The organism is Pseudomonas sp. NFPP02, from assembly GCF_900119355.1.
Lineage (GTDB): Bacteria > Pseudomonadota > Gammaproteobacteria > Pseudomonadales > Pseudomonadaceae > Aquipseudomonas > Aquipseudomonas paracarnis.
The window spans coordinates 41,485-64,955 of the sequence record NZ_FPJI01000016.1; the positions used below are offsets into that span (position 1 = coordinate 41,485).

Here is a 23,471-nt window from a genome sequence, read left to right on the forward strand (position 1 = left end):
GAAGGGCCACTATAGAAGATCATCCCACCGGTGTGGCAACCCCAGGGATCAAGGGCAGTTCGATGCTGGCGATAAAGCCGCCATCGGGATGATTGGCCAGGATCAGGTTACCGCCATGGCGCTCGGCGGCGCGACGGGCGATGGCCAGGCCCAGGCCATGGCCTTGGGCGGTCTGGCCTGGCGCCCGGTAGAACGGCTCGCCCAATTGGCTCAGGTGCTCGGCTTCAACGCCGGGGCCGTGGTCGCGTACGCTGATCAGAATGCGCCCGCCTTGATGCTGGGCCTGCAATTCAATCGGTTCGCCCACCGGGTTGAAGCGCTGGGCATTGCGCAGCAGATTGTCCACGGCGCGTTCGATCATGGTCGGCCAGCCTTTAAGCTGCAAGTCATTGGCAGTCGTCAGTTGCACCACTTGCTCGGGGGCACTGAGTTGGGCGTCCTTTTGCAGCGTTTTAAGCAACGGGGTGAGGTCGATGTCTTCGGCGCTGGCGTTGTCGGCGTCGACCCGCGCCAATACCAGGATCTCGCTGATCAAGGCCTCCAGTCGATCGCATTCGCGGGTCAGGCGCGGCCAGAGTTTTTCCCGTTCTTCGGGGCTGGCGCGTTCGGCCAGGGCCAGGGCGATACGCAAGCGCGCCAACGGCGAGCGCAGTTCGTGGGAGACGTCGCGCAGCAACTGGCGCTGGCTGCCGATCAGGCTTTGCAGGCGTGCGCCCATGCGGTTGAAGTCGTTGGCCAGCACGCCGAACTCGTCGCGCCGATTGGCCAGTTGCGCCAGGCTGTTCTGTTGATAAGTGGTTTGCCCCAGATCATGCACCGCGCCGCGCAAACGGCTGAGTGGGCGGGTGATGGACAAGGTCACCAGCAGGCTGAACAGGGTCAGCACCACCAGGGTAATCGCCAATGCACTGAGCGGCCACAGCAGGCTGCTGCGGTGCCAGGCGTCCAGCTCCGGGTGAGGAATACGGTAGATCAATAGGTAGGTGTCGCCGGTTTTGGCGCTGGTGTACTCGGCGGTCAGGCGGCGCCAGGGCAGGTGGCCGTCCTGGCTGTCGTTCTGGCGGGCTTCGAACGCGGCGGCGCGGCGCGGGAAGGTGCCGCGCACCACCGGGTCGCCGCTTTCGTTAAGCACTTGCACGTCGATGTGGTACTGGCGCTTGCGCTGCTGCAGCAACTCCTGGGCGGCGTCTTCGCCCTGGGTTTCGTAGAGCTGCGTCCACTCTTGGGCCAGGTTGTTGAGGCCAGGGTGGCGGCTGAGAATCCAGGCATCCTGGTTGAGCATGTGCCCAAGCAGGATCGACAAACCGGCAACCAGGGCGATGGCCAGCCAGAAACTCGCCAGGATACGCCAGAACAATGAACGCACAGGAAACCCTCAAACAGGAAAAGCCCAGCGGCGCGAACCACTGGGCTGGGGTGAAGCTAGGCCATTATTGCGCTTTTTGCGCTTGCTGGGCTTTCCAGGCCTGGAACTCTTTCCATTCGGCGCGGCGTTCGGCTTGTTTCTTGACGATTTCGTCGTACTTCTTCTGCTGGTCGGGCTTGAGCACGGCACGGATATCGGTCTGGGTTTTCTGCTTGCCGGCGGCGATTTCGTCCTGCATCGCCTTCTGGTCAGCGGCTGGCAGTTTGTCCAGGTACTTTTTGACCAGGTCTTTGCGGGCGTGCCATTGGTCACCCATCAGCTTGCGGATCTGCTCGCGCTGTTCCTTGCTCAAGTCCAGCTGGCTGAACGGGCCGCCTTTGCCACGCGGACCGTGTTCACCGTGGCCTGGGCCGCCCATCATGTGGCTTTCAGGACCACCCATCGGGCCTGGGCCTTCCGGCATTGCCATGGCAACGGTGGGCAGGGCAGTGGCGAACATCAAAGCGATAAGGGTCTTGCGCATGGTGATTCTCCTGTCTCTATTCCGGTGAGTCCGGATGTGAGTAGGTTACGCAGAGCAAGGTCAGCGGCGGTCAGGGGAGGGTAAAGCTTCGGTAAAGACGGGTTTGATAGGCACTGACAAAACCCTCGAGGCTGATGAGACCGCGGGTGGGAGCTGGCTTGCCTGCGATAGCGGTGTGTCAGTCACCCTCATGCTAACTGGCCCACCACTATCGCAGGCAAGCCAGCTCCCACGGGTTGAGCGTGATGTTTAGAGGCTGTAGTAGTAACCACGACTACGCAGCGCCACGATCCGTGGCCGGCCATCGGGGTGTGGGCCGATCTTTTTACGCAGGTTGCTGACGTGCATATCCAGGCTGCGGTCATACAGGGTCAGCTTGCGGCCCAGGGCGATCTGCGCCAGTTCCTGTTTATCCAGGGGCTCGCCGGGCTGACGCAGCAATGCTTCGAGCAGGCGGCTTTCGGAGACGGTGAGGGCGAACTCCTGTTCATCGATGCTGACCACGCCGCGCACCGGGCTGAAGCACAGGTCGCCCAGTTCCAGCTGGGTCGATACCGCGGCCGGGTGGCTGCGGCGTAACACGGCGCGCAGGCGCGCCGTCAGTTCGCGTGGGTCGCAAGGCTTGGCCAGGTAATCGTCGGCGCCCAGTTCCAGGCCGAGGATGCGGTCCAGGGGTTCGCCCCGGGCCGAGAGCATCAGCACCGGCAGCTCCGGGTGGTCGTTGCGCAATTGCTTGAGCAACTCCAGGCCACTGCCGTCGGGCAGCATCACGTCGAGCACGACGGCCGCAGGCGCGCTGTCGGCCAGGGCTTTTCGGGCACTCAAGCCGTCATGGCAGGCGCGTACCTGGAAACCTTCCTGGCTCAACCAACTGGTCAGCAGCTCACAGAGCTCCTGGTCATCATCTATCAGTAACAGCTCGCTCATGACTCACTCAATTTAGCCATTGTCGGCGGCGAAGGCCCCACCGGTGACGCCGTGAGCCATTAGGAGTGCGCCGAAACGATTAGGTTCGACGCAGCCGCGCTCAAGGCAAGACTTGCTTGAACGGCTTGACCACTACATCGGCGTAGACGCCTGCTGCGACATAAGGGTCAGCCTTGGCCCAGGCCTGGGCGTCGGCCAGGGAGGCGAACTCGGCGACGATCAGGCTTCCGCTGAAACCCGCGTCGCCTGGGTCGTTGCTGTCGACGGCCGGGTGCGGGCCGGCCAGTACCATGCGGCCTTCGGCTTGCAGTTGTTTGAGGCGCTCGACGTGGGCAGGGCGTACGCTCAGGCGTTTTTCCAGGGAGTTGGCAACGTCGGTGGCAATGATGGCGTAGAGCATGTCAGTCCTCGGTTTTCGGTGTGGTGTCATGCAGGTGGCGTGACAGGTAGATGCCCTGGCCGATCAAAAACAATACGGTCATGCCCAGGCTGCCAAACACTTTGAAGTCGACCCAGTAGTCCTGGAAGGTGAAGGCCACGAACAGGTTGGCGGCGCCGCAGAACAGGAAAAACACGATCCAGGCCACGTTCAGGCGCACCCACACCGGCTCCGGCAAGGTCAGCGCATGGCCCATGATCCGCTTGATCAGCAGGCGGTCACCGATGAAGTGGCTGCCGATAAACACCAGGGCGAACAGCCAGTTCACCACAGGGGCTTTCCATTTAAGGAAGGTTTCGCTGTGGAAGGCCAGGGTCAGGCCGCCGAACACCAGGCAGGCGACGAGGGTGAGCCATTGGCTTTTTTCCAGCTTGCGCTGCGAGATGAAGATGGCGCCGTACACTACGATAGAGCTGATGATCAGTACGGCAGTGGCACTGTAGATGCCCCCGAACGACAGCTCGTGGCCGGCGATTTCGATGACCCTGGGGTCGAGTTTGGTAACGATGAAAAACAGCAACAGCGGGATGAAGTCGATGAATTGTTTCACAGTAAGAGCCAGAAGCTGGATGTGTCGGCATAATAACAAACATCCTTGGTTGCGATAGCGCCAGCTGACTTGAGGTTACACACCCCCGTGAATGTTGATTTGCACTGCCACAGCACGGCCTCCGACGGCGCCCTGGCGCCCGCTGTACTGGTTGCGCGTGCGTTCGAAAAAGGCGTGCGAGTTTTGGCATTGACCGACCATGACACCCTTGAAGGCCTCGACGAAGCCCGCCAGGCCGCGCACTCCCTGGGTATGGAGCTGGTTAACGGCGTGGAATTGTCCTGCACCTGGGGCGGCGCCACCATCCACGTGCTGGGCTACGGTTTTGATCAAAAGGCCCCGCCCTTGGTGGCGGCGATTGCCCAATTGCACGATGGCCGCTGGCTGCGGTCCGAAGAAATAAGCCGCAAGCTCAGCCTTAAAGGCATGCCTGGTGCCCTCGATGGCGCCCGTGCTATCCAGCAGGAACTGGGCGACAGCGGCAACGCACCGGCCCGTCCGCACTTTGCCGACTGGATGGTGCGTGAAGGCTATGTGAAGGATCGCGCCGAGGCCTTTCGCAAATGGCTTGGCGCCGGCAAGTTGGGCGATGTGAAGCTGCACTGGCCAACCCTGGAAGACACCGTCCAGACCCTGCGGGCCTCCGGGGCCTGGGTGAGCCTGGCGCATCCCTGGCATTACGATTTCACCCGCAGCAAGCGCCGCAAGCTGATCAGCGACTATATTGGAGCGGGTGGCCACGCCATCGAGGTTGTCAATGGGCATCAACCCGCCGAACAGGTCGGCAGCCTGGCGATCCTCGCCCGCGAATTTGGTCTGCTGGTCAGTGCCGGCAGTGACTTTCATGGCCCAGGCGGCTGGTCCGAGATTGGCGAATATCGCCAGGTTCCGGAAGATCTGCCGCTGTTGTGGGGGCGATTCAAGCATGACCCCATTATTGCCACCGTCTGAACAGGTAGAGCACGTGAGCCAATTCTTCCAGATTCATCCGGAAAACCCTCAGGCGCGCCTGATCAAACAGGCCGTGGAGATCATCCGTGCCGGCGGCGTGGTGATCTATCCGACTGATTCGTCCTACGCCATTGGCTGCCAGATCGGCGACAAGGGCGCGGTGGAGCGAGTAAGACGCCTGCGCCAGCTGGACGACAAGCACAACTTTGCGCTGATCTGCAGCGACTTGTCCCAGCTCGGGCTGTTCGCCAAGGTCGACACCGGCACCTTCCGCCTGCTCAAGGCCCACACGCCGGGGCCCTACACCTTCATCCTCAACGCCACCCGCGAAGTGCCGCGCCTGTTGCTGCACCCGAAGAAGCGCACCATTGGCCTGCGCGTGCCGGAACACCCGATTGCCCTGGCGCTGCTGGCCGAATTGGGCGAACCGCTGATGAGCGTGTCGTTGATCCTGCCCGGCGAAACCGAGCCGTTGTACGACCCTTACGAAATGCGCCGTTTGCTGGAAAAGCACGTCGACCTGATCATCGACGGCGGCTACGGTGGCAACAAGGCCTCCACGGTGATCAACCTGGCCGATGGCGAGCCAGAAGTGGTGCGTGTGGGTTGTGGCGATCCGGCTCCGTTCATGGTCGAGGCCTGAATGTCAGCCGTGGAAGCCGCTGATCCCCAGGCTGGCGCCCAGCAGGAACTGCCGTTTGCCATGGTGTATGGCCAGGCGGTCATGGAAATGCCCCTGGACCTGTACATCCCGCCGGACGCCCTGGAGGTGTTCCTTGAAGCCTTCGAAGGCCCGCTGGACTTGCTGCTGTACCTGATCCGCAAGCAGAACATCAACATCCTTGACATTCCGGTGGCAGAAATTACCCGCCAATACATGGGCTATGTCGAGCTGATGCAGTCGGTGCGCCTGGAACTGGCCGCCGAGTACCTGGTCATGGCCGCCATGCTCGCCGAGATCAAGTCGCGCATGCTGTTGCCGCGCTCGGAGACGGTGGAAGCCGAAGAGGATGACCCGCGCGCCGAGCTGATCCGCCGCCTGCAGGAGTACGAACGCTTCAAGGCCGCCGCCGAAGGCATCGACGGCCTGAGCCGTGTGGGCCGTGATGTGGTGGTGCCCAAGCTCGACGCTCCCGAGGCGCGCGCGCGCAAGTTGCTGCCGGACGTGAGTCTGGAAGAATTGCTGATGTCCATGGCCGAAGTACTGCGCCGCGGCGATATGTTCGAGAGCCACCAGGTCAGCCGTGAAGCGCTGTCCACCCGCGAGCGCATGAGCGATGTGCTGGAACGTCTCAAGGGAGGTGGGTTTGTGCCCTTTGTCGAGTTGTTTACTGCCGAAGAGGGCCGACTGGGCGTGGTGGTGACCTTTATGGCGATCCTTGAGCTGGTGAAGGAGTCATTGGTCGAGCTGGTGCAGAATGAGCCTTTTGCGGCTATCCACGTGCGGGCGCGAGCCGAATAACGAGCTGAATCGATGAATCTGACTGAACCCCGCGAACTGGCCCCTTTGCTGGAGGCCTTTCTCCTGGCCTCGGGCAAACCGCAATCTCTGGAGCGCCTGTTCGAACTCTTTGAAGAGGCCGAACGCCCGGAGCCGCCGGTCTTCAAGAAGGCCTTGGAGATCCTGCGCAAATCCTGCGAGGGCCGTGCCTTTGAACTGCGTGAAGTGGCGTCGGGTTACCGCCTGCAGATCCGTGAGAAGTTTTCACCGTGGGTCGGGCGTTTGTGGGAAGAACGCCCGCAGCGCTACTCCCGGGCGATGCTGGAGACCATGGCGCTGATCGCCTATCGCCAGCCCATCACCCGGGGCGAGATCGAAGACGTGCGTGGTGTGGCGGTCAACAGCCATATCGTCAAGACCCTGCTGGAACGTGAGTGGATCCGCATTGTTGGCTACCGCGATGTGCCGGGCAAGCCGGCCATGTTCGCCACCACCAAGGTGTTTCTCGATCACTTCAACCTGAAAAACCTTGACGATTTGCCGCCCCTGGCCGAGCTGCGCGAAATGGAGGCCGAGCCGGTGCTCGACTTCGACGACGCACCGGTGCCGCAAAGCCTGCAGGAACTGGCCGACGCCAGCGCCGAGCCGGAGGAGCCCAAGGACGAAACCAGTTTCCATACGTTGTTGCTGGAGCTGGACGACATGGAGCAGGGGATCAAGACCGACTTCGACGATTTGCTGCGTGATGGTGCGGCGGAGCCAGAAACCCAGGTGAACGTTGAATCCGAGCCTGAGGTCGAAGCCGAAGACGATGTGCTTGGCGTGGCCCAAGCCCGGGAAAAGCTCCTGGCCGCCGTCGCCGCCCTCGAACAGCCGCCCCTGAGTGACGAAGAAGACGAAGCCCGGGCGCTGGCCGAAGCCATCGAAAACGAACGCCGACAGCTCGAAGACTGACCGGCTCTGACTTTCACTGCGCAACCCATGTGGGAGCTGGCTTGCCTGCGATGCAGGCGCCTCGGTCTCTCAGATGCAAGGAGGTGATGCCATCGCAGGCAAGCCAGCTCCCACAGAGGATCGACCATGAGTGCCATGAAAGACCCGTGCATCAGCATCTGCAAATTCAACGATGACATCTGCGTCGGCTGTGGCCGCAGCAAGCGTGAAATCCGTGCCTGGAAGAAGCTCGATAAAGCCGACAAGCGCACGGTGCTGGCCGAAGCCGAGCTGCGATTGCTGGCCCTGGGGGCCACCGGTCGGCGGAAAAGCAAATGAGCTGGGCGTTATCGACTAGTCTGTGATGCGCAACACGCGCCATGCGCGTATGATTCGCGACCCCTTGCCGAGCTATTTGGCCAAGGCCCCGCTTTCAATACCCTCAGGCCACGCCTGAATCGACCCACCGGGAGGTGCTTACGATGAATGACCAAGACCAGAAAGACCAGGAAATCGGCCCAGCAGGCGAAAAGCTGCAAAAAGTGCTGGCGCGTATCGGCGTGGGCTCGCGCCGCGACGTCGAAGCCTGGATCACCCAGAAGCGCATCAAGGTCAACGGCGTCGAGGCAACCCTCGGCCAGCGCGTCGACCTGCACGATGCAATCACCATTGATGGCAAGGTCATCAAGCGTGAAGAGGCCGCCGAATCGGTGCGCCGCGTGATCATGTACAACAAGCCCGACGGCGAGATCTGCACCCGTGACGACCCGGAAGGCCGTCCGACCGTGTTCGACAAGATGCCCAAGCCTAAAGAAGGCCGCTGGATCAACATCGGTCGCCTGGACATCAACACCACCGGCTTGCTGATGTTCACCACTGACGGTGAGTTGGCCAACCGCCTGATGCACCCGTCCTATGAGATGGACCGTGAATACGCCGTGCGTGTACGTGGTGAAGTCGATGACGAGATGATCGAACGCCTCAAGGCGGGCGTGGTGCTCGAAGACGGCCCGGCCAAGTTCACCGACATCAAGCAGGCGCCGGGTGGCGAAGGTTTCAACCACTGGTACCACTGCGTGGTGATGGAAGGCCGTAACCGTGAAGTGCGTCGCCTGTGGGAGTCCCAGGGCCTGGTGGTCAGCCGCCTCAAGCGCGTGCGTTTTGGTCCGGTGTTCCTGAACTCCGACCTGCCGATGGGCCGCTGGCGCGAAATGAGCCAGTACGAAGTCGATATCCTCAGCGCCGAAGTGGGCCTGACGCCGGTTGCCATGCCGCAGATGAACGCCAAGAGCAAAGACAAGCTTGAGCGTATGCAGCGTAAATCGTCGCGCCCAGTGCCACGTACCGAACGTGTTGCTCGCACCCTGCGCCCTGCGCTGGATGCACCGGCCACCGGCGGTCGTATCTCGCGTCAGCCGCACATTGAAGGCGAACGCCGCCCCACCGCGCCATCGCGTCAAGAAGGTGAGCGTGCGCCACGTACGCCGCGTCCTGCTCCGGCGGGTGGTCGCAGCAACCGTGGTGAAGCGGATCGCCCGGCCGACAACGCCAGCACCAAGCGTCCAGCCAAGCCAGCGGCGAACAAGCGCCCTGGCCCGAAACTGGTCGCGGACGAGCCTTCGGGCAAGCGCCGTGGCGCCCCGGCCGGTTCCGGCCAGCGTCCTGGTTTTGGCCGCAAGAAGCCGCAGTGATGCGCTAAGTGCTGCGCGAAAACGCCAACCCTAGGGTTGGCGTTTTTTTTGCGATCTACATTCGAAATGCAATCAACTGTGGTAGCTGGCTTGCCTGTGATAGCGGTGGGCAAGCCCTAATGCCAGTCAGTTAAGACAGAATCGGCAACTGTGGCGAGGGAGCTTGCTCCCGCTGGGGCGCGAAGCGGCCCCAAAAATGGGACTGCTACGCAGTCCAGCGGGAGCAAGCTCCCTCGCCACAAGTCACTGGTTGTCTGCTCTAGCTCTTAACTGACTGGCATTAGGGCAAGCCCGGCTCCCACAGGGATCTCTACACGTCTGACGGTCTTTTAAAAGGCAAAGGCGCCATCAAACACCGGCTTGTCATCCAGCGCCAATACCCCACTGGCAAAGATCAGGTCCAGGTGATGACTGCCTTTCTGCCCGCCACCCAAGCCCAGGTGCAGCCCGCAGTGACGCTCTTCAAACCCGGCATTGCGCGCATACAGGTCCTTGACCCCTTCATTGGTGCCAATCCCCAACTCCTCCACGCGACGGTTGGACGGGTTGGCATTCAGGTACTTGTTGAAGTCATCTGCCAGCCCCGGCACTTCGCTGGCCACGCTGCAAACGGTGGAGTTCTCGATCCATAACTCCAACGGGGATTGCAGCACGCCGTATTTGCGTGCAAAGGGGATGGTACTGAGGAAGGTGCCGACAAACCGCACCTGGCCGTTGATGGCTTCGCTGTGGGTGGCGATTTCGCCGGGCGCCAGGTCGTGGTTGCCGACGCCGTTGATATTGGTCCACTTCTTGATGCTGCTCATCGGTGCTTCCAGGCGCGAACCGTGTTTGTCGGTAAAGCTCAGCACGTTGGCCTGGGCCATGCGCCGGATCAGTGTGGCGTTGAGGTCGGCGATGCGTTGGGGCTCGACGCTGAAGGTGTCGTAAAAATAGTCGCCGTAATCCTTGAACAGCAGGGATTTCTTCCAGTGTTCGGTCATCACGCCTTGCAGGGCGCGGATAAAGTCAGGGCCTTCGGCGCGTGGGTTGGGCAGCGTGGAGGAATCGTAAAGAAACAGGTACAGATCACAGGTTTGAATGGCCTTTGCCAGGGTGTCGCTGGGCGCCAGGTCCAGGCGTTGCAGTTGGAAGTTGAAGCGGGCGGCGCTGCCGTGGGTGATCGCCTGGGCGATGGCGTCATAGCGCTCGGTATGGCCCAGCAACACGGTGGGGCGGTTCAGGCCGTTGAGGGCCGGGTGGTGAGCAAGGTAGTAGAGAAAGTGTTCGACGGCGCGGGCCTTGTCCATGACGGGTGTCCTTCGGTGCCTTGGGTAAGGGGGCAGGCGCCGTGCACAGCGCCTGCCGGATGCCTGCCGGTTATTAGAACGGCCACATCGCGGTGCCAAAAGGCACAACGGCATCGGCTTGCATCATTTCAACGGCGGCCTCATGGGTCGGCGCTTCAAACCAATCGTCGAGTTGCAGTTCGGTTTCCAGGTCGTTTTCCAGTGCTTGCATGGTGTATCTCCTAGAGGACGTTGATTGAGAACGGCTCACCCACGGGCTTCGCGGGCAAGTGGAAAGAACCTAGAAGAGAGTGTTTCGAAATGCAAAAAATTTATTGACACGGTTTCATTTGGATTTTTTCTTCTGTTTTTTGGCGGATTTTTTTATTCAGGCAAAACAGTAAATTGGCTGAAGCGATTCTTCAGACGTGGCCTTCCGACAGAATTCCGTTGAGGGCTGCCAAAGTCTGGCTGTAACGCAGGATTTCCGTGGTGTAACGATAGATTTACGTAACTGCCCTGCCGTTGTTGGGGGGCGCGCCCATGTAAGCATTAGCTGACAGAATTGCCTGTGCACTTTCCCGGTGCGTGCCGAAGCTGTCGAGCGGTGTACAATGCGCCGCGTTTTACTGTGACCCCCCTTGCGTACCCACGCAAAAGGCCAAGACCTCAGGGTTTGATCCCCCTGATCACTCCGCCTGGCCACGAGCCGGACGGGTTCGATTTCGTCACAGATAAAAACAAACAGGTGACGCATGACCGTTAGAAAGACGCTGTACTCCTGGTGCCTGCGCTGGGGTTTGAGCGGCGCTGCTTGAGTCGGTAATTCAAGGCAGCAACCTGCATTCAACTCTTCAAACCTTGCGTGAGACCCTTTTCATGAGTGGACCCCATTCCTCTTCAGGCGAGCTGAAACGCGGCCTGAAAAATCGGCATATCCAGTTGATCGCCCTCGGTGGCGCCATCGGCACCGGCCTGTTCCTGGGCTCGGCCGGGGTGCTCAAATCCGCCGGCCCGTCGATGATCCTGGGCTATGCCATTTGCGGCTTTATCGCCTTCATGATCATGCGCCAGCTTGGCGAAATGATCGTCGAGGAGCCCGTCGCCGGCTCCTTCAGCCATTTTGCCCACAAGTACTGGGGCGGTTTCGCCGGTTTTCTGTCGGGCTGGAACTGCTGGATTCTGTACATTCTGGTGGGTATGTCGGAGCTGACGGCCGTCGGCAAGTACGTGCATTACTGGTGGCCGGAGATTCCGACCTGGGTCTCTGCTGCGGCCTTCTTCGTGCTGATCAACGCGATCAACCTGGCCAACGTCAAAGTCTTCGGTGAAGCCGAGTTCTGGTTCGCCATCATCAAGGTGGTGGCGATCGTCGGCATGATTGCCTTGGGCAGCTACCTGCTGGTCAGCGGCAGCGGCGGCCCGCAGGCCTCGGTCAGCAACCTGTGGGAGCATGGTGGTTTCTTCCCCCATGGCGTCGGCGGCTTGGTGATGGCCATGGCGATCATCATGTTCTCCTTCGGCGGCCTGGAAATGCTCGGCTTTACCGCTGCCGAAGCCGACCAGCCACGTACCGTGATCCCCAAAGCGATCAATCAGGTGATCTACCGCATCCTGATTTTCTACATCGGTGCCCTGGTAGTACTGCTGTCGCTCACACCGTGGGACAGCCTGCTGGCGACCCTCAACGCCTCCGGCGATGCCTACAGCGGTAGCCCGTTCGTGCAGGTGTTCTCGATGCTGGGCAGTAACACCGCCGCGCATATCCTCAACTTCGTGGTGCTGACCGCCGCGCTGTCGGTGTACAACAGCGGTACCTACTGCAACAGCCGCATGCTCTTGGGCATGGCCGAGCAGGGCGACGCGCCCAGGGCCCTGGCGAAGATCGACAAGCGCGGCGTGCCGGTGCGTTCGATCCTGGCCTCGGCGGCGATCACCCTGGTGGCGGTGCTGATGAACTACCTGATGCCCCATGACGCGCTGGAACTGCTGATGTCGCTGGTGGTGGCCACGTTGGTGATCAACTGGGCGATGATCAGTTTCTCCCACGTCAAGTTCCGCCAGCACATGAACCGCACCGGCCAGGTGCCGCTGTTCAAGGCGTTGTGGTATCCGTATGGAAACTACATCTGCTTGGCGTTCGTGGTGTTTATCCTGGTGATCATGCTGATGATGCCGGGGATTCAGGTGTCGGTATATGCGATCCCGGTGTGGGTAGCGTTCATGGCAGTATGTTACTGGATCAAGAACAAGCGCACGGCGCGGCCGGCTATTGGCGCAACGGGTCCGGTTCTGGAGTAGGACTTTTCCCCTTGCAGAAAACCCGGCGCCCTGCCGGGTTTTTTGTGGGTATGGCAGGTTAGAATCGCCCCCTCTTTTTTCCGCATGCCCGGAGGCCCCGATGCAATACACCGACGTCGCCGATAGCGCCTTGCAGCGCGATGAGCTGGAAGACTTGATAGACCGGCACAGCGGCCCTTTGCGCTTGATCGGAGTAGATTTAAGTGGCGTCGACCTGTCGCGCATGGCACTGGACAACTGGGTGTTCGAGCGCTGCACACTGGTCCAGACCTCGTTTCTCGGTTCTCGACTGGAAGGGACTCAGTGGAAAAACTGCCGAGCCAGCCTCGCCATTTTCGAAGCGGCCAACCTGCTCGAGGCGCAATTCCACAGTTGCGATCTGAACAACACTCGTTGGCAGCGCAGCAAACTGTCCCAGGCGACTTTTACCCAGTGCAAGCTGACGGGCGCCAATTTCACCCATTGCGCGTCACTGGGGCTGAGCTTCAGCGAAACCCTGCTCAACAGTGCCTTTTTATCCGGGTTGTCGTTTGCTCGAAGTGTGCTCAAGAATCTGGATTTTTCCGACAGCGACTTGTCGGATACGGACTTTCGCAAGGCTGAACTGGTCGACTGCAGCCTCGCACATGCCCGCATCAACGGCGCTAATTTTGCGGGTGCCGACTTGCGCGGTGCAGATTTGAGCGGTTTTCGCCTCAATGATGCCAAACTGTTCAAAGGCGCCGTGATTTCCAAAGCCCAGGCGTCGATATTGTTGTCCGAGTTGGGCTTGTCCGTTGCCTAAGGTTTTGATTGATGCTGGAAATTTCCAACAATGTGCACCTGCCCGACGCCGAGATCGAGCTGACCGCCATTCGTGCCCAGGGTGCCGGTGGGCAGAACGTCAATAAGGTGTCGAGTGCGGTGCACCTGCGGTTTGATATTCCGGCCTCGTCGTTGCCGGAGTTTTACAAGGAGCGCCTGCTGGCGCTGCGTGACAGCCGGATCACCAGCGAAGGCGTGCTGGTGCTCAAGGCCCAGCAATATCGCACCCAGGAGCAGAACCGTGCCGATGCGCTGGAGCGCCTGGTGGAGTTGATCCAGAGCGCCACCAAGGTCGAGAAAAAGCGTCGTCCGACCAAGCCCACCCTGGGTTCGAAGAAACGCCGCCTGGAGTCCAAGACCAAGCGCGGCAGCATCAAGGCCGGGCGCGGCAAGGTCGACTTCTAGGCGTCGCGTGTTTCGCGGGCCTTAGGCGCCTGGCGGTACAGGTAGAAGCTCAGCAGCAAACCGGCGAAAGCTGCGAGGGCCGCGAACAGGAAGATTGAGGCAAAGCCAAAACCTGCCGCCACGGCGCCCGCCAGCGGCCCGGTGATGCCCAGGGACAAGTCGATAAACAGCGAATAGGCGCCCACCGCCGAACCTCGGCTGGAGGCCGGCACCAGGTTGACCGCCTCTACCCCCAGCGCCGGGAACACCAGGGAAAAGCCGAAACCGCTCAACGCCGCACCCGCCAACGCCAGTTGGGCATCCGGCGCCAGCCACAGCAACAGCAGGCCCAGTACTTCCACTGACAGGCAGGCGATTGCGACGCGAAAACCGCCAATGCGGTTGATCAAATTGCCAAACAGCAAGCGTGCGCCGATAAAACTGGCACCGAACAGGCTCAAGGCCCACACCGCGTTATCCCAGTGCTGGGTGCTGTAATACAACGTGATAAAGGTGGCGATGGTGCCAAAGCCGATGGAGCCCAGCGCTAGCGCGCAACCATGGGGCAGCACGCGGCCCAGCACGTTCATGAACGGCAAACGTACGCCGGGCACAATCGGCGCCGCTTGTTTTTTCCAGGCCAACAGCACACCCAGCACGGCCAACAGAATGATGCTGACGCCCATGCTCCACAGCCCAAAATGGCTGACCAGCAGCACCCCCAACGGCGCACCCACCGCCAGCGCGCCGTAGCTGGCAATGCCGTTCCAGGAAATAACCTTGGCCGTGTTCGCCGCGCCGACACGGCCAATGCCCCAGCCAATCGCGCCCGAACCCACCAGGCTTTCAGCGCTGCCCAGCACCAGCCGCCCGACCAGCAGGCAGCCGAGGCTCAGAGCCGGCAGGCTGGAAAACCACGCCGCAAACAACATGAACACGCCACTCAAACCGCAGCCCACCAAGCCGATCAGCACGGCGCGCTTGCTGCCCAGATTGTCGATGATCTTACCGGCATAGGGGCGGCTCAGCAGGGTTGCCAGGTATTGCACGCTGATCACCAGCCCGGCGATAACGGCGCCATAGCCCAGCTGGCTATGGACATAACCCGGCAATACGGCCAGGGGGATGCCGATATTCAAGTAGCCGATGAAGGTAAACAGCACGATGGAAACGACTTGCAGCGTGACCGTCATGGGGCGCTGGGTATCTGGCATGGGAGAGATCCACTGTCGCAGCAGGTAAAGATAGGCTGCTAATGATACCGGTGCGCAAGCCGGGCAGGGCGGCAAAAATGTAAAACGTCAGATCTAAGGCAGATCAAGCTTGGGCGGGGGCCAGCAATTGGGTGGTCACCAGGGCCGCCAGGGCGTTTTCCTGGGTGCCGAAGCGCTTGAGCAGTGCTGCTTGCTTGTCGGCACTGAGGCGGTTCCAGACTTCGACCATCTGCAAGGCAGCGTCGAGTACAGCGGCGTCCGGCGTGACGGAAGGGGAAGTGGTCATAGTGAAGGTCTCGGATAATTCAGGCAGTGTGGAAAGCGCTCAAAGGCGCGCTTTCCACACGGTCTGGTACGGCGTCAGTCTCGGCTTTCGCGCTCGACTGGTTTTGCTTCTTTGGCCTCAGGCTGCTTGTCGCTGGCCTGCTGCGGTGTTGGCTGCTCAGTTGGGTGCAGGCTTGGGAAGGGGAGATTAGGTATCTCGTGCATCGTGGTCGCTCCTCGCAAGGTCTGTTTTTTCAATCGCAGGTGATTCCGCGCTCTCAAAAAGCCTTGGCAGGATACAGCACCGTAAATGACAAAAAGACTTTTATCTCCACAGATGCACAATTTTTAATGGTTCAGGCGCAAGTGACATGAGGTCACACCCCTAGAACGGCACCTTGCCCAGGATCATGTCGCGGTACATCACAAAATCCCCCAGCAAGCTGTAGAACGGGTGCTGAAAGGTGGCGGGGCGGTTCTTTTCGAAGAAGAAGTGGCCAATCCAGGCAAAGCTGTAGCCTGCCAGGGGCAACGCCAGCAGCAGAACCAATGAGCCTCTGCCGATGGCGTACGCGAGAATGCCTATTACCAGGGTGGTGCCGATAAAGTGCAGGCGTCGGCAGGTGCTGTTGCCATGTTCGCTCAGGTAGTACGGGTAGAACTCGGCAAAACTGTTGAATTTCTTGATGTTTTCCACGGTCACCGGCCCTCTGGTTGCTGTGCCGCCAACGGGTGCGCGGCGGGGAGCTTATTTGAGTCTAGAGTGATCAGTGCTAACAGCCAGTGACAATAGATGCCACTTTAGTATCCTTGGCTTCCTGGCTGCCGTTTGAGCCTGCTTTCAACAAGAAGACGCCATGAGCGAACGAACAACTTCTGCAAGCTGGGCGATGGGCATCGTCAAGGCGCTGGAAATGGATGGCCTGGATTGCCGTGCCTTGTTCAAGCAACTGGGCCTGGACTACGCCGCCCTCAGTGACCCCGATGCGCGCTTCCCGCAAGACGCCATGACCCGCCTGTGGCAACGCGCGGTAGAGGTGTCGGGTAACCCGGCGATTGGCCTGAACATGGGCAAGGTGGTGCGCCCGGCCTCGTTTCACGTTGCCGGTTATGCGTTGATGTCCAGCAACACCCTGGCCGAAGGTTTTATGCGATTGGTGCGCTACCAGCGCATCATCGCCGAAAGCGCTGATTTGAGTTTTCGACTGTTACCCGAAGGCTATGCGTTGATTCTGACGGTGCATGGCGATCACCTGCCGCCGACCCGTCAAAGCGCCGAAGCCTCGCTGGCCAGCGCCCTGGCCCTGTGCGGCTGGCTCACCGGGCGCACCCTGCAGCCCCGCAAAGTGCTGCTGCAAGGCGAGCAGCCAGCGGACCTGGCGCCCTACCAACAGGCCTTTCATGCGCCTTTGCAATTCAATGCACCCTATGACGCGCTGATTTTCGAGCAGGCGGACATGGAGGCGCCGCTGCCCACGGCCAACGAAGCCATGGCGCTGTTGCATGATCGCTTTGCCGGTGAATACCTGGCGCGTTTTTCCGAAAGCCGCGTGACCCACAAGGCGCGTCAGGTGCTGTGCCGCCTGTTGCCTCAGGGCGAGCCCAAGCGCGAAGCCGTGGCCCAGACGTTGCACCTGTCCCAGCGCACCTTGCAGCGGCGGCTGCAGGAGGAGGGCACCAGCTTCCAGGCCTTGCTTGATGACACCCGGCGCGAACTGGCCGAGCAGTACCTGGCACAACCCAGCATGACCTTGCTGGAAATCGCTTACCTGCTGGGGTTTGCCGACCCGAGCAACTTTTTCCGCGCGTTTCGCCGCTGGTTCGATGCCACGCCCGGTGAATACCGGGCGCGCTTGCAGCAAACGTCGTCGGTCAGTGACGCCAGAACGCCGGAATGCACAACACAAACACGGTGATGATCTCCAGGCGCCCCAACAACATGCCCAGGGACAGGATCCACTTGGCGGCATCCGGCAGGGTGGCGAAGTTGCCGGCCGGGCCGATGGTTTCGCCCAGGCCGGGGCCCACGCCGGAAACGGTACTGGCGGCGCCGGTCAACGCGGTCATCCAGTCCACGCCTAGCAGCGACAGGGCCAGGGCGATCATGCAGATGGTGATGGCGAAGAAAAACGAAAAAGTCAGGATCGACCGCACAATCTCTTCATCGAGGCGATGGCCGTTGTACTTCTGCTTGATCACCGCGCGCGGATGGATCAACTGATTCAAGTTGGCCTTGAGCAGGATGTAGGCCACCTGGAAACGGAAGATTTTGATACCGCCCGCGGTGGAGCCCGAGCAGCCGCCGATAAAGCCCAGGTAGAAAAACAGCATCAGTGAGAAGTTGCCCCACAAGCTGTAATCCCCCAGTGCAAAGCCGGTGGTAGTCACCACAGACGTCACGTTCAGCGCCACATGGCGCAAGGCATCGAGCCAATGCAGGTTGGTGGTCCACCAGTACCAGGTGCCGAGTACCAGCCAGGTCACCAGCAACAGGCCGAGCAAGCCTTGCACCTGCTGGTCCTTGATCAGCGCCCGACGGTTACCACGTAAAGTGGCCACGTACAGGGCGAACGGCAAGCTGCCCAGGATCATCACCACCACCGCGACCCAATGCACCGCCGGTTGTTTCCAATGGGCCAGGGACTCGTCCGAGGTGGAAAACCCGCCCGTGGAAATCGCCGACATCGCATGGTTGATCGCATCGAACACGCCCATTCCGGCCCACCAGAAGGCCAGGCTGCCGAAGATAGTGATGCCCACATACGCCGCCACGATCAGGCGCGCCACCATGTGTGAACGAGGCATGACCTTTTCCGAGCGGTCCGAGGATTCGGTCTGGAACAGGCGCATGCCACCAATGCGCAGCAGCGGCAGGATCGCCACCGCCATGCCGATAAAGCCGATACCGCCGAGCCAGTGCAGCAGCGAACGCCACATCAAGATGCCCGGCGACATGCTGTCCAGCCCGCTCAACACGGTGGAGCCTGTGGCGGTGATGCCGGACATGCTTTCGAAGAACGAGTCGGTGTAGCTGATGTGCTGGGTCAGCAAAAAGGGCAGGGCGGCGAAGATGCACACCACCACCCAACTACTGACCGTCAGCAGGTACATGTCCCTGGGGCGCAGGTGCACGTGCTCTGGGCGACCAGGGATGACCAGCGCCAGGCCGGCGATAAAGGTGATCAGGCTGGCCCACAGGAACGAGGGCAGGTCGCTGGTGCGTTCGAAGATCACCAGGGTCGCCATCGGGATCACCATGGCGACCGCAAGGGTGATCAGGAAGATGCCGATGATGAAACCGATGATGCGCAGGGTCGGCAACGCCATGAAGTTCGCTCGGGTGATTGGGCAGAGGCGCCATTCTACCTGCGGTGCAGGTCTTGTAAACCAAGGGCTGCCGGTTGATGGAGAACCCCTGTGGGAGCTGGCCTGCCAGCCGGCGGATATCCACCTGACGCCCCGCAATCCAATGTGGGAGCTGGCTTGCCTGCGATGGCGGTGTGTCAGTTACAGATCAGTCGACTGAACCACCGCCATCGCAGGCAAGCCAGCTCCCACAGGTATAACGGCGGCAGTTATTGCGCGCATGAAAAAGGCGACCCGCAGGTCGCCTCTTTCAACTGCGCTTGATCAGAACTCGTGATCAGCGCTGTCCGGGTTCAGGTCGCTGATGCCCAGCTTGCCGGCAGCAGCCTCGATCGAGCCGGTCTGCTTGACCAGGGCGGCAATCGAGTCACGCACGATCTGGTTGCCCTTTTCATTGTCGGCGGCGATCAACTGGTCGTAGTGCTCGCCGTTGTTGGCGTGGTCAACCATCACCTGGATCTTCGCTTCGGTGGCGGCCAGGTCAGCCTTGAGGGCTGCATCGGCTGCCGGGTCGGCCTTGGCCACCAGGGACGACAGGCTGGCGCCGGTCAGCTTGGTGCCGTCAACACGGGTGTATTCGCCCAGGTAGACGTTACGGATGCCCTTGGCGTCGTAGAAGTGCGAGTAATGGGTGTTGTCGCTGAAGCAGTCTTGCTCGTCTTCTGGCGAGTTGGCTTCCAGGGATACTTTCATGCGCTCCCCGGCGAGTTCGCCCAGAGACAGGCTGCCCATGCCGAACAGCATTTTGCGCAGGCCATCGGTCGCAGGTTCCGACTCCAGGGTGGCGCGGTAGTTGTCTTCGACGTTGGGCTTCCAGTTGCCGACCATTTCCTGCAGGTCGCTGACCAGCAGTTGGGTGACGGCGCGCAGGTAAGTGCGGCGACGCTCGTTGTGGCCGCCGGTTGCACCGTCACCGGTCATGTAGTCCGATGCCGGGCGGTTACCCGCGCCTGGGCCGGTGCCGTTGAGGTCCTGGCCCCACAGCAGGAATTCGATGGCGTGGTAGCCGGTGGCGACGTTCGCTTCGGAACCGCCCAGTTCATTGAGGCTGGCGAGTTTTTCCGGAGTGATCTCCTTGACGTCGACCTTGTCTTCGCCGACCTGGATCTCGTTATTGGCGATGATATTGGCGTTCGCACCTGGGTTGCCCAGCGCGTGCTCGTAGGACTTGTCGACGTAGTCGATCAGGCCTTCGTCCAGGGGCCAGGCGTTCACCTGGCCTTCCCAGTCGTCGATGATGGTGTTGCCGAAGCGGAATACTTCGCTCTGCAGGTAGGGTACGCGTGCGGCGACCCAGGCGGTACGGGCCGCTTTCAGGGTTTCGTCGTTCGGGTTGGCGAGGAAGGTATCGATTGCGGTCTGCAGGGTTTTTGCGGTGGATTCGGCATCGCTGTACACCGCAAACACCATGTCTGCGTAGTGCGCGACCACGGCCTTGGCGGCCGCTTCGTCGACCTGGCCAGCCGGGGCAGCCGCCGGTGCGGTAGTGCTGGCGGCAGCGGGTGCCTGGGGCGCGGCGGCCTTGTCTTTACCTTCGCCGCAACCGGCGAGAGAAATGGCAATGGCCAGCAGACTGGCGGTGGCCAGGGGCATACGAATCATGGCGAACATCCTGCTTCGGTTGTTGAAAGGGCGCGCGGGGAGCGCAAACGCTGCGACATAATGCGAAAGATTTGCATTTTGTGTAAAGGCTTATACGCGGGAAATATTGAGTATCGAAGTGTAAATTCAAAGACTCACGGCGTTATTGCGCTCGGACTGCTTCAGATAAGCCGTCAACTCCCGGGCCTGCAGCGGTTTGCTGTAGTGATAACCCTGCCCCTCATGGCACCCCTCGGAGATGATGTAGGCCTCCTGTTCGGCAGTCTCCACGCCTTCGGCAATCACCTGCATGCCCAGGCTTTTGCCCAATTGGATAATGGCGCGCACGATGGTGGCGTCATCGTCGTCGTCCTGCAGGTCCTGGACGAAGCTCTTGTCGATCTTGATCTTGTCCAGGGGCAGGCTCTTGAGGTAACTCAAGGATGAGTAGCCGGTGCCGAAGTCATCAATGGCGATCAGCGCGCCGGAGCGACGCAGGCTCAGCAGGTGCTGGGCTGCGGTGCTGATGTCTTCCATCAGGCCGGTCTCGGTCACTTCCAGCTCCAAGCTGCGGGGCGGCAGGCGATAGATCTGCATCAGGTTGTTGACCACCCGCGGCAACTCGGTGTGGTGCAGTTGCACGGTGGACAGGTTGACGGCCATGCGCAGCGCGGTGAAACCCTGGTCATGCCATTCGCGCAGTTGCCGACACGCCTGGTCCAGCACCCATTCGCCGATGGGAATGATGGTGCCGTTCTGTTCCGCCAACGGAATGAACAAGTCCGGCGGTACCAGCCCATGTTCCGGGTGTTGCCAGCGCAGCAGGGCTTCCACACCGACCACGTGATGGTCGAGATAGCTGATTTGTGGTTGGTACACCAAGTGAAACTGCTCGCGGCCCAAGGCGTCTCGCAAGTCTTTCTCCAGTTCACGACGCCGGCGCATTTCGCTGTCGACGCTGGCGATATAAAACTGATAGCGGTTGCGCGAGCGGCTCTTGGCCAGGGTCATGGTCTGCTCGGCTTTCTGGAGCAACTTCTCGGTGCTGTCGCCATCTTCCGGGAACAGCGTGATGCCGATGGTGGCGCGCAGGCGGATCAGGTCATGCTCAAGGGCGAACTCTGCTTCCAGGTCATCAAGGATGCTTTGCGCCAGTTCGGCGGCTTCGTAGGGCTGGTCGATATCGGCTTGCACCAGGGCGAACTGGTCGCCGCCCAGGCGGGCGAGCGTGCCCAGGTGGCCACTATGGGCGCGCAAGCGATCAGCCAGCGCCAACAAGAGTTTGTCGCCGGCCTGGTAGGTGAATTGCTCGTTGACGCTCTTGAAATCATCCAGCCCCACGCACAACACCGCGACACGGCGTTGCCGGCGGCCGGCGTCCGTGAGGATTTTGTCCAGTTGCGCCTGCAACTTCTGGCGGTTCGGCAGGCCGGTCAGGAAGTCGTATTGGGCCATGCGCAACAGGCTCGATTCGGCCTCGTGGCGCAGGTGGGTATTGCGCTCGATGGATTCGAGCAATTGGTTGGCGGTGTTTATCCACTGCCCCAGTTCGTTGCGTTCGTGGCCCTTGAGCTGAGGGATCTTGTGCTCGCTGGGGCGGTCCGGGTTGATCGAGGTCAGGTGCTCGATCATCCGCGACAGCGGTTTGGTGAGCATCCAGTGATACACCAGGTACAGCACCAGCCCCATGACCAGGGCGCGCAATACGCCCGAGATAAAGATGATGACCGAGCTGACCAGAAAACTTCGGCCATAGGTGGCGGTGTCGAGGGTGATGCTCAGGTCGCCGTAATATTCGCTGTAGGGGCCCTTGCCCACCAACGCAGTAGTAAAGGAGCGTTCCTGGCCAAGAATCAGGTCGGTCAACCAGCGGCTGGGCGACTGCTGTAAAGGACGGCTTTTTTCCGCCAGCATGGTCTCGTTGGGGTGCCCGATGGAAGCCATGCGCACAGCGTCGTCCTGGAACAGACCTTCGATCACCTGCATGCCCATCTCGCGATCCAGGCTGTACACGGCCTGGGTCGAGGGGTCGCGAAACATGTCGAGGATGCGCTGGGCATCGCCCGCCACGGCCTGGCGCGTCTTGTAGGCATCAAAAACGATCTGCGCCACGCTCAGCGCCACACCCACGATCAATGCCGAAAGCAGCACAACCCGTAGCAACTTCACCGACAAGCTGTTCTTGAGTTCCAGCTTCAAAGGGGCATTCCTTGTCTCATGCGGGTGGCCGTCAATATGCCATGAGTATTGGCAATCTGGTGATGGCAGTCAAAGGGACATTCGGGCTTGAGATTAATTGAAGGGGCTGGATAAACGTGGAGGGATACCCGCTTATGTCAGGACGTTTGAGGCGTGGGCAAAGGGCCGGGCGTGGGCTGGACGCCGGGCAGAGAAGAAGAAGGCGGAACAGATCCGCCTTCTGTTTGGCGACGCTCTCAAAAATTGATCTTACCCTCTGGCTGTTGCTCTTCCCCTCCGACCTTTGACTGTTCACCCGCTATGTCTACGAGTTTGTTCGTCAAGTCCAGTGCGCTTTTCGCCAGGTCCATTCCCTTCTCAAGAAGACCGGATAACATTGGCACTGCACCCGCGGCCGTTGAAATAGGATCCATTGTCATTCTCCACATTGATTCAGGAGGTTTATTCCTCCTGGCGTTTGTGTGGTGAATAGTTACCGTTGGGTTCCGGGATTTCTGGCATGGCAATCAGGGCGCCCATGAAAAAGCCCGGCAATCGCCGGGCTCTTTTTACTGCAAGCGTCGCTTAGGCAGTGAAGGTCTTGCCTTCGAACTGCTCAGCCACGAACTTCCAGTTGACCAGGTTCCAGAACGCTTCTACATACTTTGGACGCACGTTGCGGTAGTCGATGTAGTAGGCGTGTTCCCAGACGTCGCAGGTCAACAGCGGGGTGTCGCCGTTGGTCAGCGGGTTGCCGGCGCCGATGGTGCTGGCCAGGGCCAGGGAACCGTCAGCCTTTTTCACCAGCCAGCCCCAACCGGAACCGAAGGTGCCGACCGAAGTCTTGGTGAACTCTTCCTTGAACTTGTCGAACGAACCGAACGCAGCGTTGATGGCTTCAGCCAGTGCGCCGGTTGGTTGGCCGCCGGCGTTCGGCGCCAGGCAGTTCCAGTAGAAAGTATGGTTCCAGACCTGAGCGGCGTTGTTGAAGATGCCACCCGAGGAAGACTTGACGATCTCTTCCAGGGTCTTGCCTTCGAACTCGGTGCCAGGCACCAGGTTGTTCAGGTTCACGACATAGGTGTTGTGGTGCTTGTCGTGGTGGTATTCCAAGGTTTCCTTGGAGATGTGCGGCTGCAGGGCATCGTGTGCGTAGGGCAGCGGCGGCAATTCGAAAGCCATGATGATTCTCCTAATCAGGTCAGTTGCGGTGAGCGCAAGGCCGATCACGGGCGGCCAAACATGCGCCGGGGAGTTTGTACTCTTTGCGGCGCAGGGGGCCGATCATAG

The 23,471-nt window shown here is 60.7% G+C and carries 24 protein-coding genes; 10 read left to right on the forward strand and 14 right to left on the reverse strand.

What is annotated here, in order from left to right; genetic code table 11:
• Window positions 1–19: 19 nt before the first annotated feature.
• The 5 genes from BT204_RS23505 to BT204_RS23525 form a co-directional block, all read right to left on the reverse strand.
• Window positions 20–1,366, reverse strand: a complete 1,347-nt coding sequence (locus tag BT204_RS23505; protein ID WP_054898400.1) for a sensor histidine kinase — start codon at window positions 1,364–1,366, stop codon at window positions 20–22.
• A gap of 64 nt (window positions 1,367–1,430) precedes the next feature.
• Window positions 1,431–1,889, reverse strand: a complete 459-nt coding sequence (locus tag BT204_RS23510; protein ID WP_034128544.1) for an LTXXQ domain protein — start codon at window positions 1,887–1,889, stop codon at window positions 1,431–1,433.
• Between the two features lie 249 nt (window positions 1,890–2,138).
• A complete protein-coding gene (locus BT204_RS23515) occupies window positions 2,139–2,816 on the reverse strand; it encodes a response regulator transcription factor (RefSeq protein ID WP_003193803.1) in 678 nt (225 codons plus the stop codon).
• Between the two features lie 100 nt (window positions 2,817–2,916).
• Window positions 2,917–3,216: a YciI family protein gene (locus BT204_RS23520; protein ID WP_034128543.1), complete on the reverse strand. Its 300-nt coding sequence runs from the start codon at window positions 3,214–3,216 to the stop codon at window positions 2,917–2,919.
• 1 nt (window position 3,217) lies between these two features.
• On the reverse strand, window positions 3,218–3,805 hold the full coding sequence (locus tag BT204_RS23525; RefSeq protein ID WP_034128542.1) for a septation protein A: 588 nt from the start codon (window positions 3,803–3,805) through the stop codon (window positions 3,218–3,220).
• 87 nt (window positions 3,806–3,892) lie between these two features.
• On the opposite strand from BT204_RS23525, the gene BT204_RS23530 reads away from it, so the two are divergent.
• The 6 genes from BT204_RS23530 to rluB all read left to right on the forward strand — a co-directional run bounded on the left by BT204_RS23530 (window position 3,893) and on the right by rluB (window position 8,821).
• Window positions 3,893–4,756 (forward strand): PHP domain-containing protein, encoded by an 864-nt coding sequence (locus BT204_RS23530; protein ID WP_072448464.1) that lies wholly within the window; start codon window positions 3,893–3,895, stop codon window positions 4,754–4,756.
• 13 nt (window positions 4,757–4,769) lie between these two features.
• Window positions 4,770–5,399: an L-threonylcarbamoyladenylate synthase gene (locus tag BT204_RS23535; protein ID WP_003193796.1), complete on the forward strand. Its 630-nt coding sequence runs from the start codon at window positions 4,770–4,772 to the stop codon at window positions 5,397–5,399.
• 120 nt (window positions 5,400–5,519) lie between these two features.
• A complete protein-coding gene (locus tag BT204_RS23540) occupies window positions 5,520–6,218 on the forward strand; it encodes a segregation and condensation protein A (protein WP_164365898.1) in 699 nt (232 codons plus the stop codon).
• A 12-nt stretch (window positions 6,219–6,230) separates the two neighbouring features.
• Entirely contained in the window at window positions 6,231–7,151 is a 921-nt protein-coding gene (gene scpB / locus BT204_RS23545; RefSeq protein WP_003193794.1) for an SMC-Scp complex subunit ScpB, read from the forward strand.
• Between the two features lie 126 nt (window positions 7,152–7,277).
• Entirely contained in the window at window positions 7,278–7,469 is a 192-nt protein-coding gene (locus tag BT204_RS23550) for a DUF1289 domain-containing protein (protein WP_034128540.1), read from the forward strand.
• Between the two features lie 143 nt (window positions 7,470–7,612).
• Window positions 7,613–8,821 carry a 23S rRNA pseudouridine(2605) synthase RluB gene (gene rluB, locus BT204_RS23555; protein WP_060763603.1) on the forward strand — a complete coding sequence of 403 codons (1,209 nt, stop codon included), beginning with the start codon at window positions 7,613–7,615 and terminating at the stop codon, window positions 8,819–8,821.
• A gap of 329 nt (window positions 8,822–9,150) precedes the next feature.
• On the opposite strand, the gene BT204_RS23560 is transcribed toward rluB, so the two are convergent.
• Window positions 9,151–10,110 carry a M29 family metallopeptidase gene (locus BT204_RS23560; RefSeq protein ID WP_072448465.1) on the reverse strand — a complete coding sequence of 320 codons (960 nt, stop codon included), beginning with the start codon at window positions 10,108–10,110 and terminating at the stop codon, window positions 9,151–9,153.
• A gap of 73 nt (window positions 10,111–10,183) precedes the next feature.
• Window positions 10,184–10,321, reverse strand: coding sequence for a hypothetical protein (locus BT204_RS27950; protein WP_003175756.1), 138 nt, complete (start codon window positions 10,319–10,321; stop codon window positions 10,184–10,186).
• A 647-nt stretch (window positions 10,322–10,968) separates the two neighbouring features.
• Here BT204_RS27950 and BT204_RS23565 point away from each other — a divergent pair.
• The 3 genes from BT204_RS23565 (at window position 10,969) to arfB (ending at window position 13,599) form a co-directional block, all read left to right on the forward strand.
• Window positions 10,969–12,390, forward strand: a complete 1,422-nt coding sequence (locus BT204_RS23565; protein WP_072448466.1) for an amino acid permease — start codon at window positions 10,969–10,971, stop codon at window positions 12,388–12,390.
• 100 nt (window positions 12,391–12,490) lie between these two features.
• Window positions 12,491–13,174, forward strand: a complete 684-nt coding sequence (locus BT204_RS23570; protein WP_054918208.1) for a pentapeptide repeat-containing protein — start codon at window positions 12,491–12,493, stop codon at window positions 13,172–13,174.
• Between the two features lie 11 nt (window positions 13,175–13,185).
• Complete coding sequence (gene arfB / locus BT204_RS23575) at window positions 13,186–13,599, forward strand: alternative ribosome rescue aminoacyl-tRNA hydrolase ArfB (protein WP_034128536.1); 414 nt, start codon at window positions 13,186–13,188, stop codon at window positions 13,597–13,599.
• Here arfB and BT204_RS23580 read toward each other — a convergent pair.
• From BT204_RS23580 to BT204_RS23590, 3 genes are all read right to left on the reverse strand, one after another.
• Window positions 13,596–14,792, reverse strand: coding sequence for an MFS transporter (locus tag BT204_RS23580; protein ID WP_054896694.1), 1,197 nt, complete (start codon window positions 14,790–14,792; stop codon window positions 13,596–13,598). The two genes, arfB and BT204_RS23580, sit on opposite strands and share 4 nt — an antisense overlap.
• A 103-nt stretch (window positions 14,793–14,895) precedes the next feature.
• Window positions 14,896–15,078, reverse strand: a complete 183-nt coding sequence (locus BT204_RS23585) for a hypothetical protein (RefSeq protein ID WP_057975123.1) — start codon at window positions 15,076–15,078, stop codon at window positions 14,896–14,898.
• Between the two features lie 363 nt (window positions 15,079–15,441).
• The gene (locus BT204_RS23590; protein ID WP_034128574.1) at window positions 15,442–15,753 is read right to left on the reverse strand and encodes an Mpo1-like protein; all 312 of its coding nucleotides are present in this window, start codon (window positions 15,751–15,753) and stop codon (window positions 15,442–15,444) included.
• A gap of 160 nt (window positions 15,754–15,913) precedes the next feature.
• Between BT204_RS23590 and BT204_RS23595 the strand changes: the two genes are divergently transcribed.
• Window positions 15,914–16,972, forward strand: a complete 1,059-nt coding sequence (locus tag BT204_RS23595) for an AraC family transcriptional regulator (protein WP_054896696.1) — start codon at window positions 15,914–15,916, stop codon at window positions 16,970–16,972.
• Here BT204_RS23595 and BT204_RS23600 read toward each other — a convergent pair.
• The 4 genes from BT204_RS23600 to BT204_RS23620 all read right to left on the reverse strand — a co-directional run bounded on the left by BT204_RS23600 (window position 16,929) and on the right by BT204_RS23620 (window position 23,363).
• Window positions 16,929–18,383: a TrkH family potassium uptake protein gene (locus tag BT204_RS23600; protein ID WP_003193780.1), complete on the reverse strand. Its 1,455-nt coding sequence runs from the start codon at window positions 18,381–18,383 to the stop codon at window positions 16,929–16,931. The genes BT204_RS23595 and BT204_RS23600 overlap by 44 nt on opposite strands.
• A gap of 303 nt (window positions 18,384–18,686) precedes the next feature.
• Window positions 18,687–20,024 carry an imelysin family protein gene (locus tag BT204_RS23605; RefSeq protein WP_072448467.1) on the reverse strand — a complete coding sequence of 446 codons (1,338 nt, stop codon included), beginning with the start codon at window positions 20,022–20,024 and terminating at the stop codon, window positions 18,687–18,689.
• 126 nt (window positions 20,025–20,150) lie between these two features.
• Window positions 20,151–22,202: a putative bifunctional diguanylate cyclase/phosphodiesterase gene (locus BT204_RS23610; RefSeq protein ID WP_054896697.1), complete on the reverse strand. Its 2,052-nt coding sequence runs from the start codon at window positions 22,200–22,202 to the stop codon at window positions 20,151–20,153.
• Window positions 22,203–22,766: 564 nt separating this feature from the next.
• Window positions 22,767–23,363, reverse strand: a complete 597-nt coding sequence (locus BT204_RS23620; protein ID WP_003175739.1) for a superoxide dismutase — start codon at window positions 23,361–23,363, stop codon at window positions 22,767–22,769.
• Between the last annotated feature and the right edge of the window lie 108 nt (window positions 23,364–23,471).

Coding starts and splice junctions, on each gene's coding strand:
- BT204_RS23550 (WP_034128540.1), top strand. CDS start 7,278: ATGAGTGCCATGAAAGACCCGTGCATCAGCATCTGCAAATTCAACGAT.
- BT204_RS23580 (WP_054896694.1), bottom strand. CDS start 14,792: ATGCCAGATACCCAGCGCCCCATGACGGTCACGCTGCAAGTCGTTTCC.
- BT204_RS23510 (WP_034128544.1), bottom strand. CDS start 1,889: ATGCGCAAGACCCTTATCGCTTTGATGTTCGCCACTGCCCTGCCCACC.
- BT204_RS23605 (WP_072448467.1), bottom strand. CDS start 20,024: ATGATTCGTATGCCCCTGGCCACCGCCAGTCTGCTGGCCATTGCCATT.
- BT204_RS23585 (WP_057975123.1), bottom strand. CDS start 15,078: ATGACCACTTCCCCTTCCGTCACGCCGGACGCCGCTGTACTCGACGCT.
- scpB (WP_003193794.1), top strand. CDS start 6,231: ATGAATCTGACTGAACCCCGCGAACTGGCCCCTTTGCTGGAGGCCTTT.
- arfB (WP_034128536.1), top strand. CDS start 13,186: ATGCTGGAAATTTCCAACAATGTGCACCTGCCCGACGCCGAGATCGAG.
- BT204_RS23520 (WP_034128543.1), bottom strand. CDS start 3,216: ATGCTCTACGCCATCATTGCCACCGACGTTGCCAACTCCCTGGAAAAA.
- BT204_RS23565 (WP_072448466.1), top strand. CDS start 10,969: ATGAGTGGACCCCATTCCTCTTCAGGCGAGCTGAAACGCGGCCTGAAA.
- BT204_RS23560 (WP_072448465.1), bottom strand. CDS start 10,110: ATGGACAAGGCCCGCGCCGTCGAACACTTTCTCTACTACCTTGCTCAC.
- BT204_RS23595 (WP_054896696.1), top strand. CDS start 15,914: ATGAGCGAACGAACAACTTCTGCAAGCTGGGCGATGGGCATCGTCAAG.
- BT204_RS27950 (WP_003175756.1), bottom strand. CDS start 10,321: ATGCAAGCACTGGAAAACGACCTGGAAACCGAACTGCAACTCGACGAT.
- rluB (WP_060763603.1), top strand. CDS start 7,613: ATGAATGACCAAGACCAGAAAGACCAGGAAATCGGCCCAGCAGGCGAA.
- BT204_RS23570 (WP_054918208.1), top strand. CDS start 12,491: ATGCAATACACCGACGTCGCCGATAGCGCCTTGCAGCGCGATGAGCTG.
- BT204_RS23620 (WP_003175739.1), bottom strand. CDS start 23,363: ATGGCTTTCGAATTGCCGCCGCTGCCCTACGCACACGATGCCCTGCAG.
- BT204_RS23600 (WP_003193780.1), bottom strand. CDS start 18,383: ATGGCGTTGCCGACCCTGCGCATCATCGGTTTCATCATCGGCATCTTC.
- BT204_RS23515 (WP_003193803.1), bottom strand. CDS start 2,816: ATGAGCGAGCTGTTACTGATAGATGATGACCAGGAGCTCTGTGAGCTG.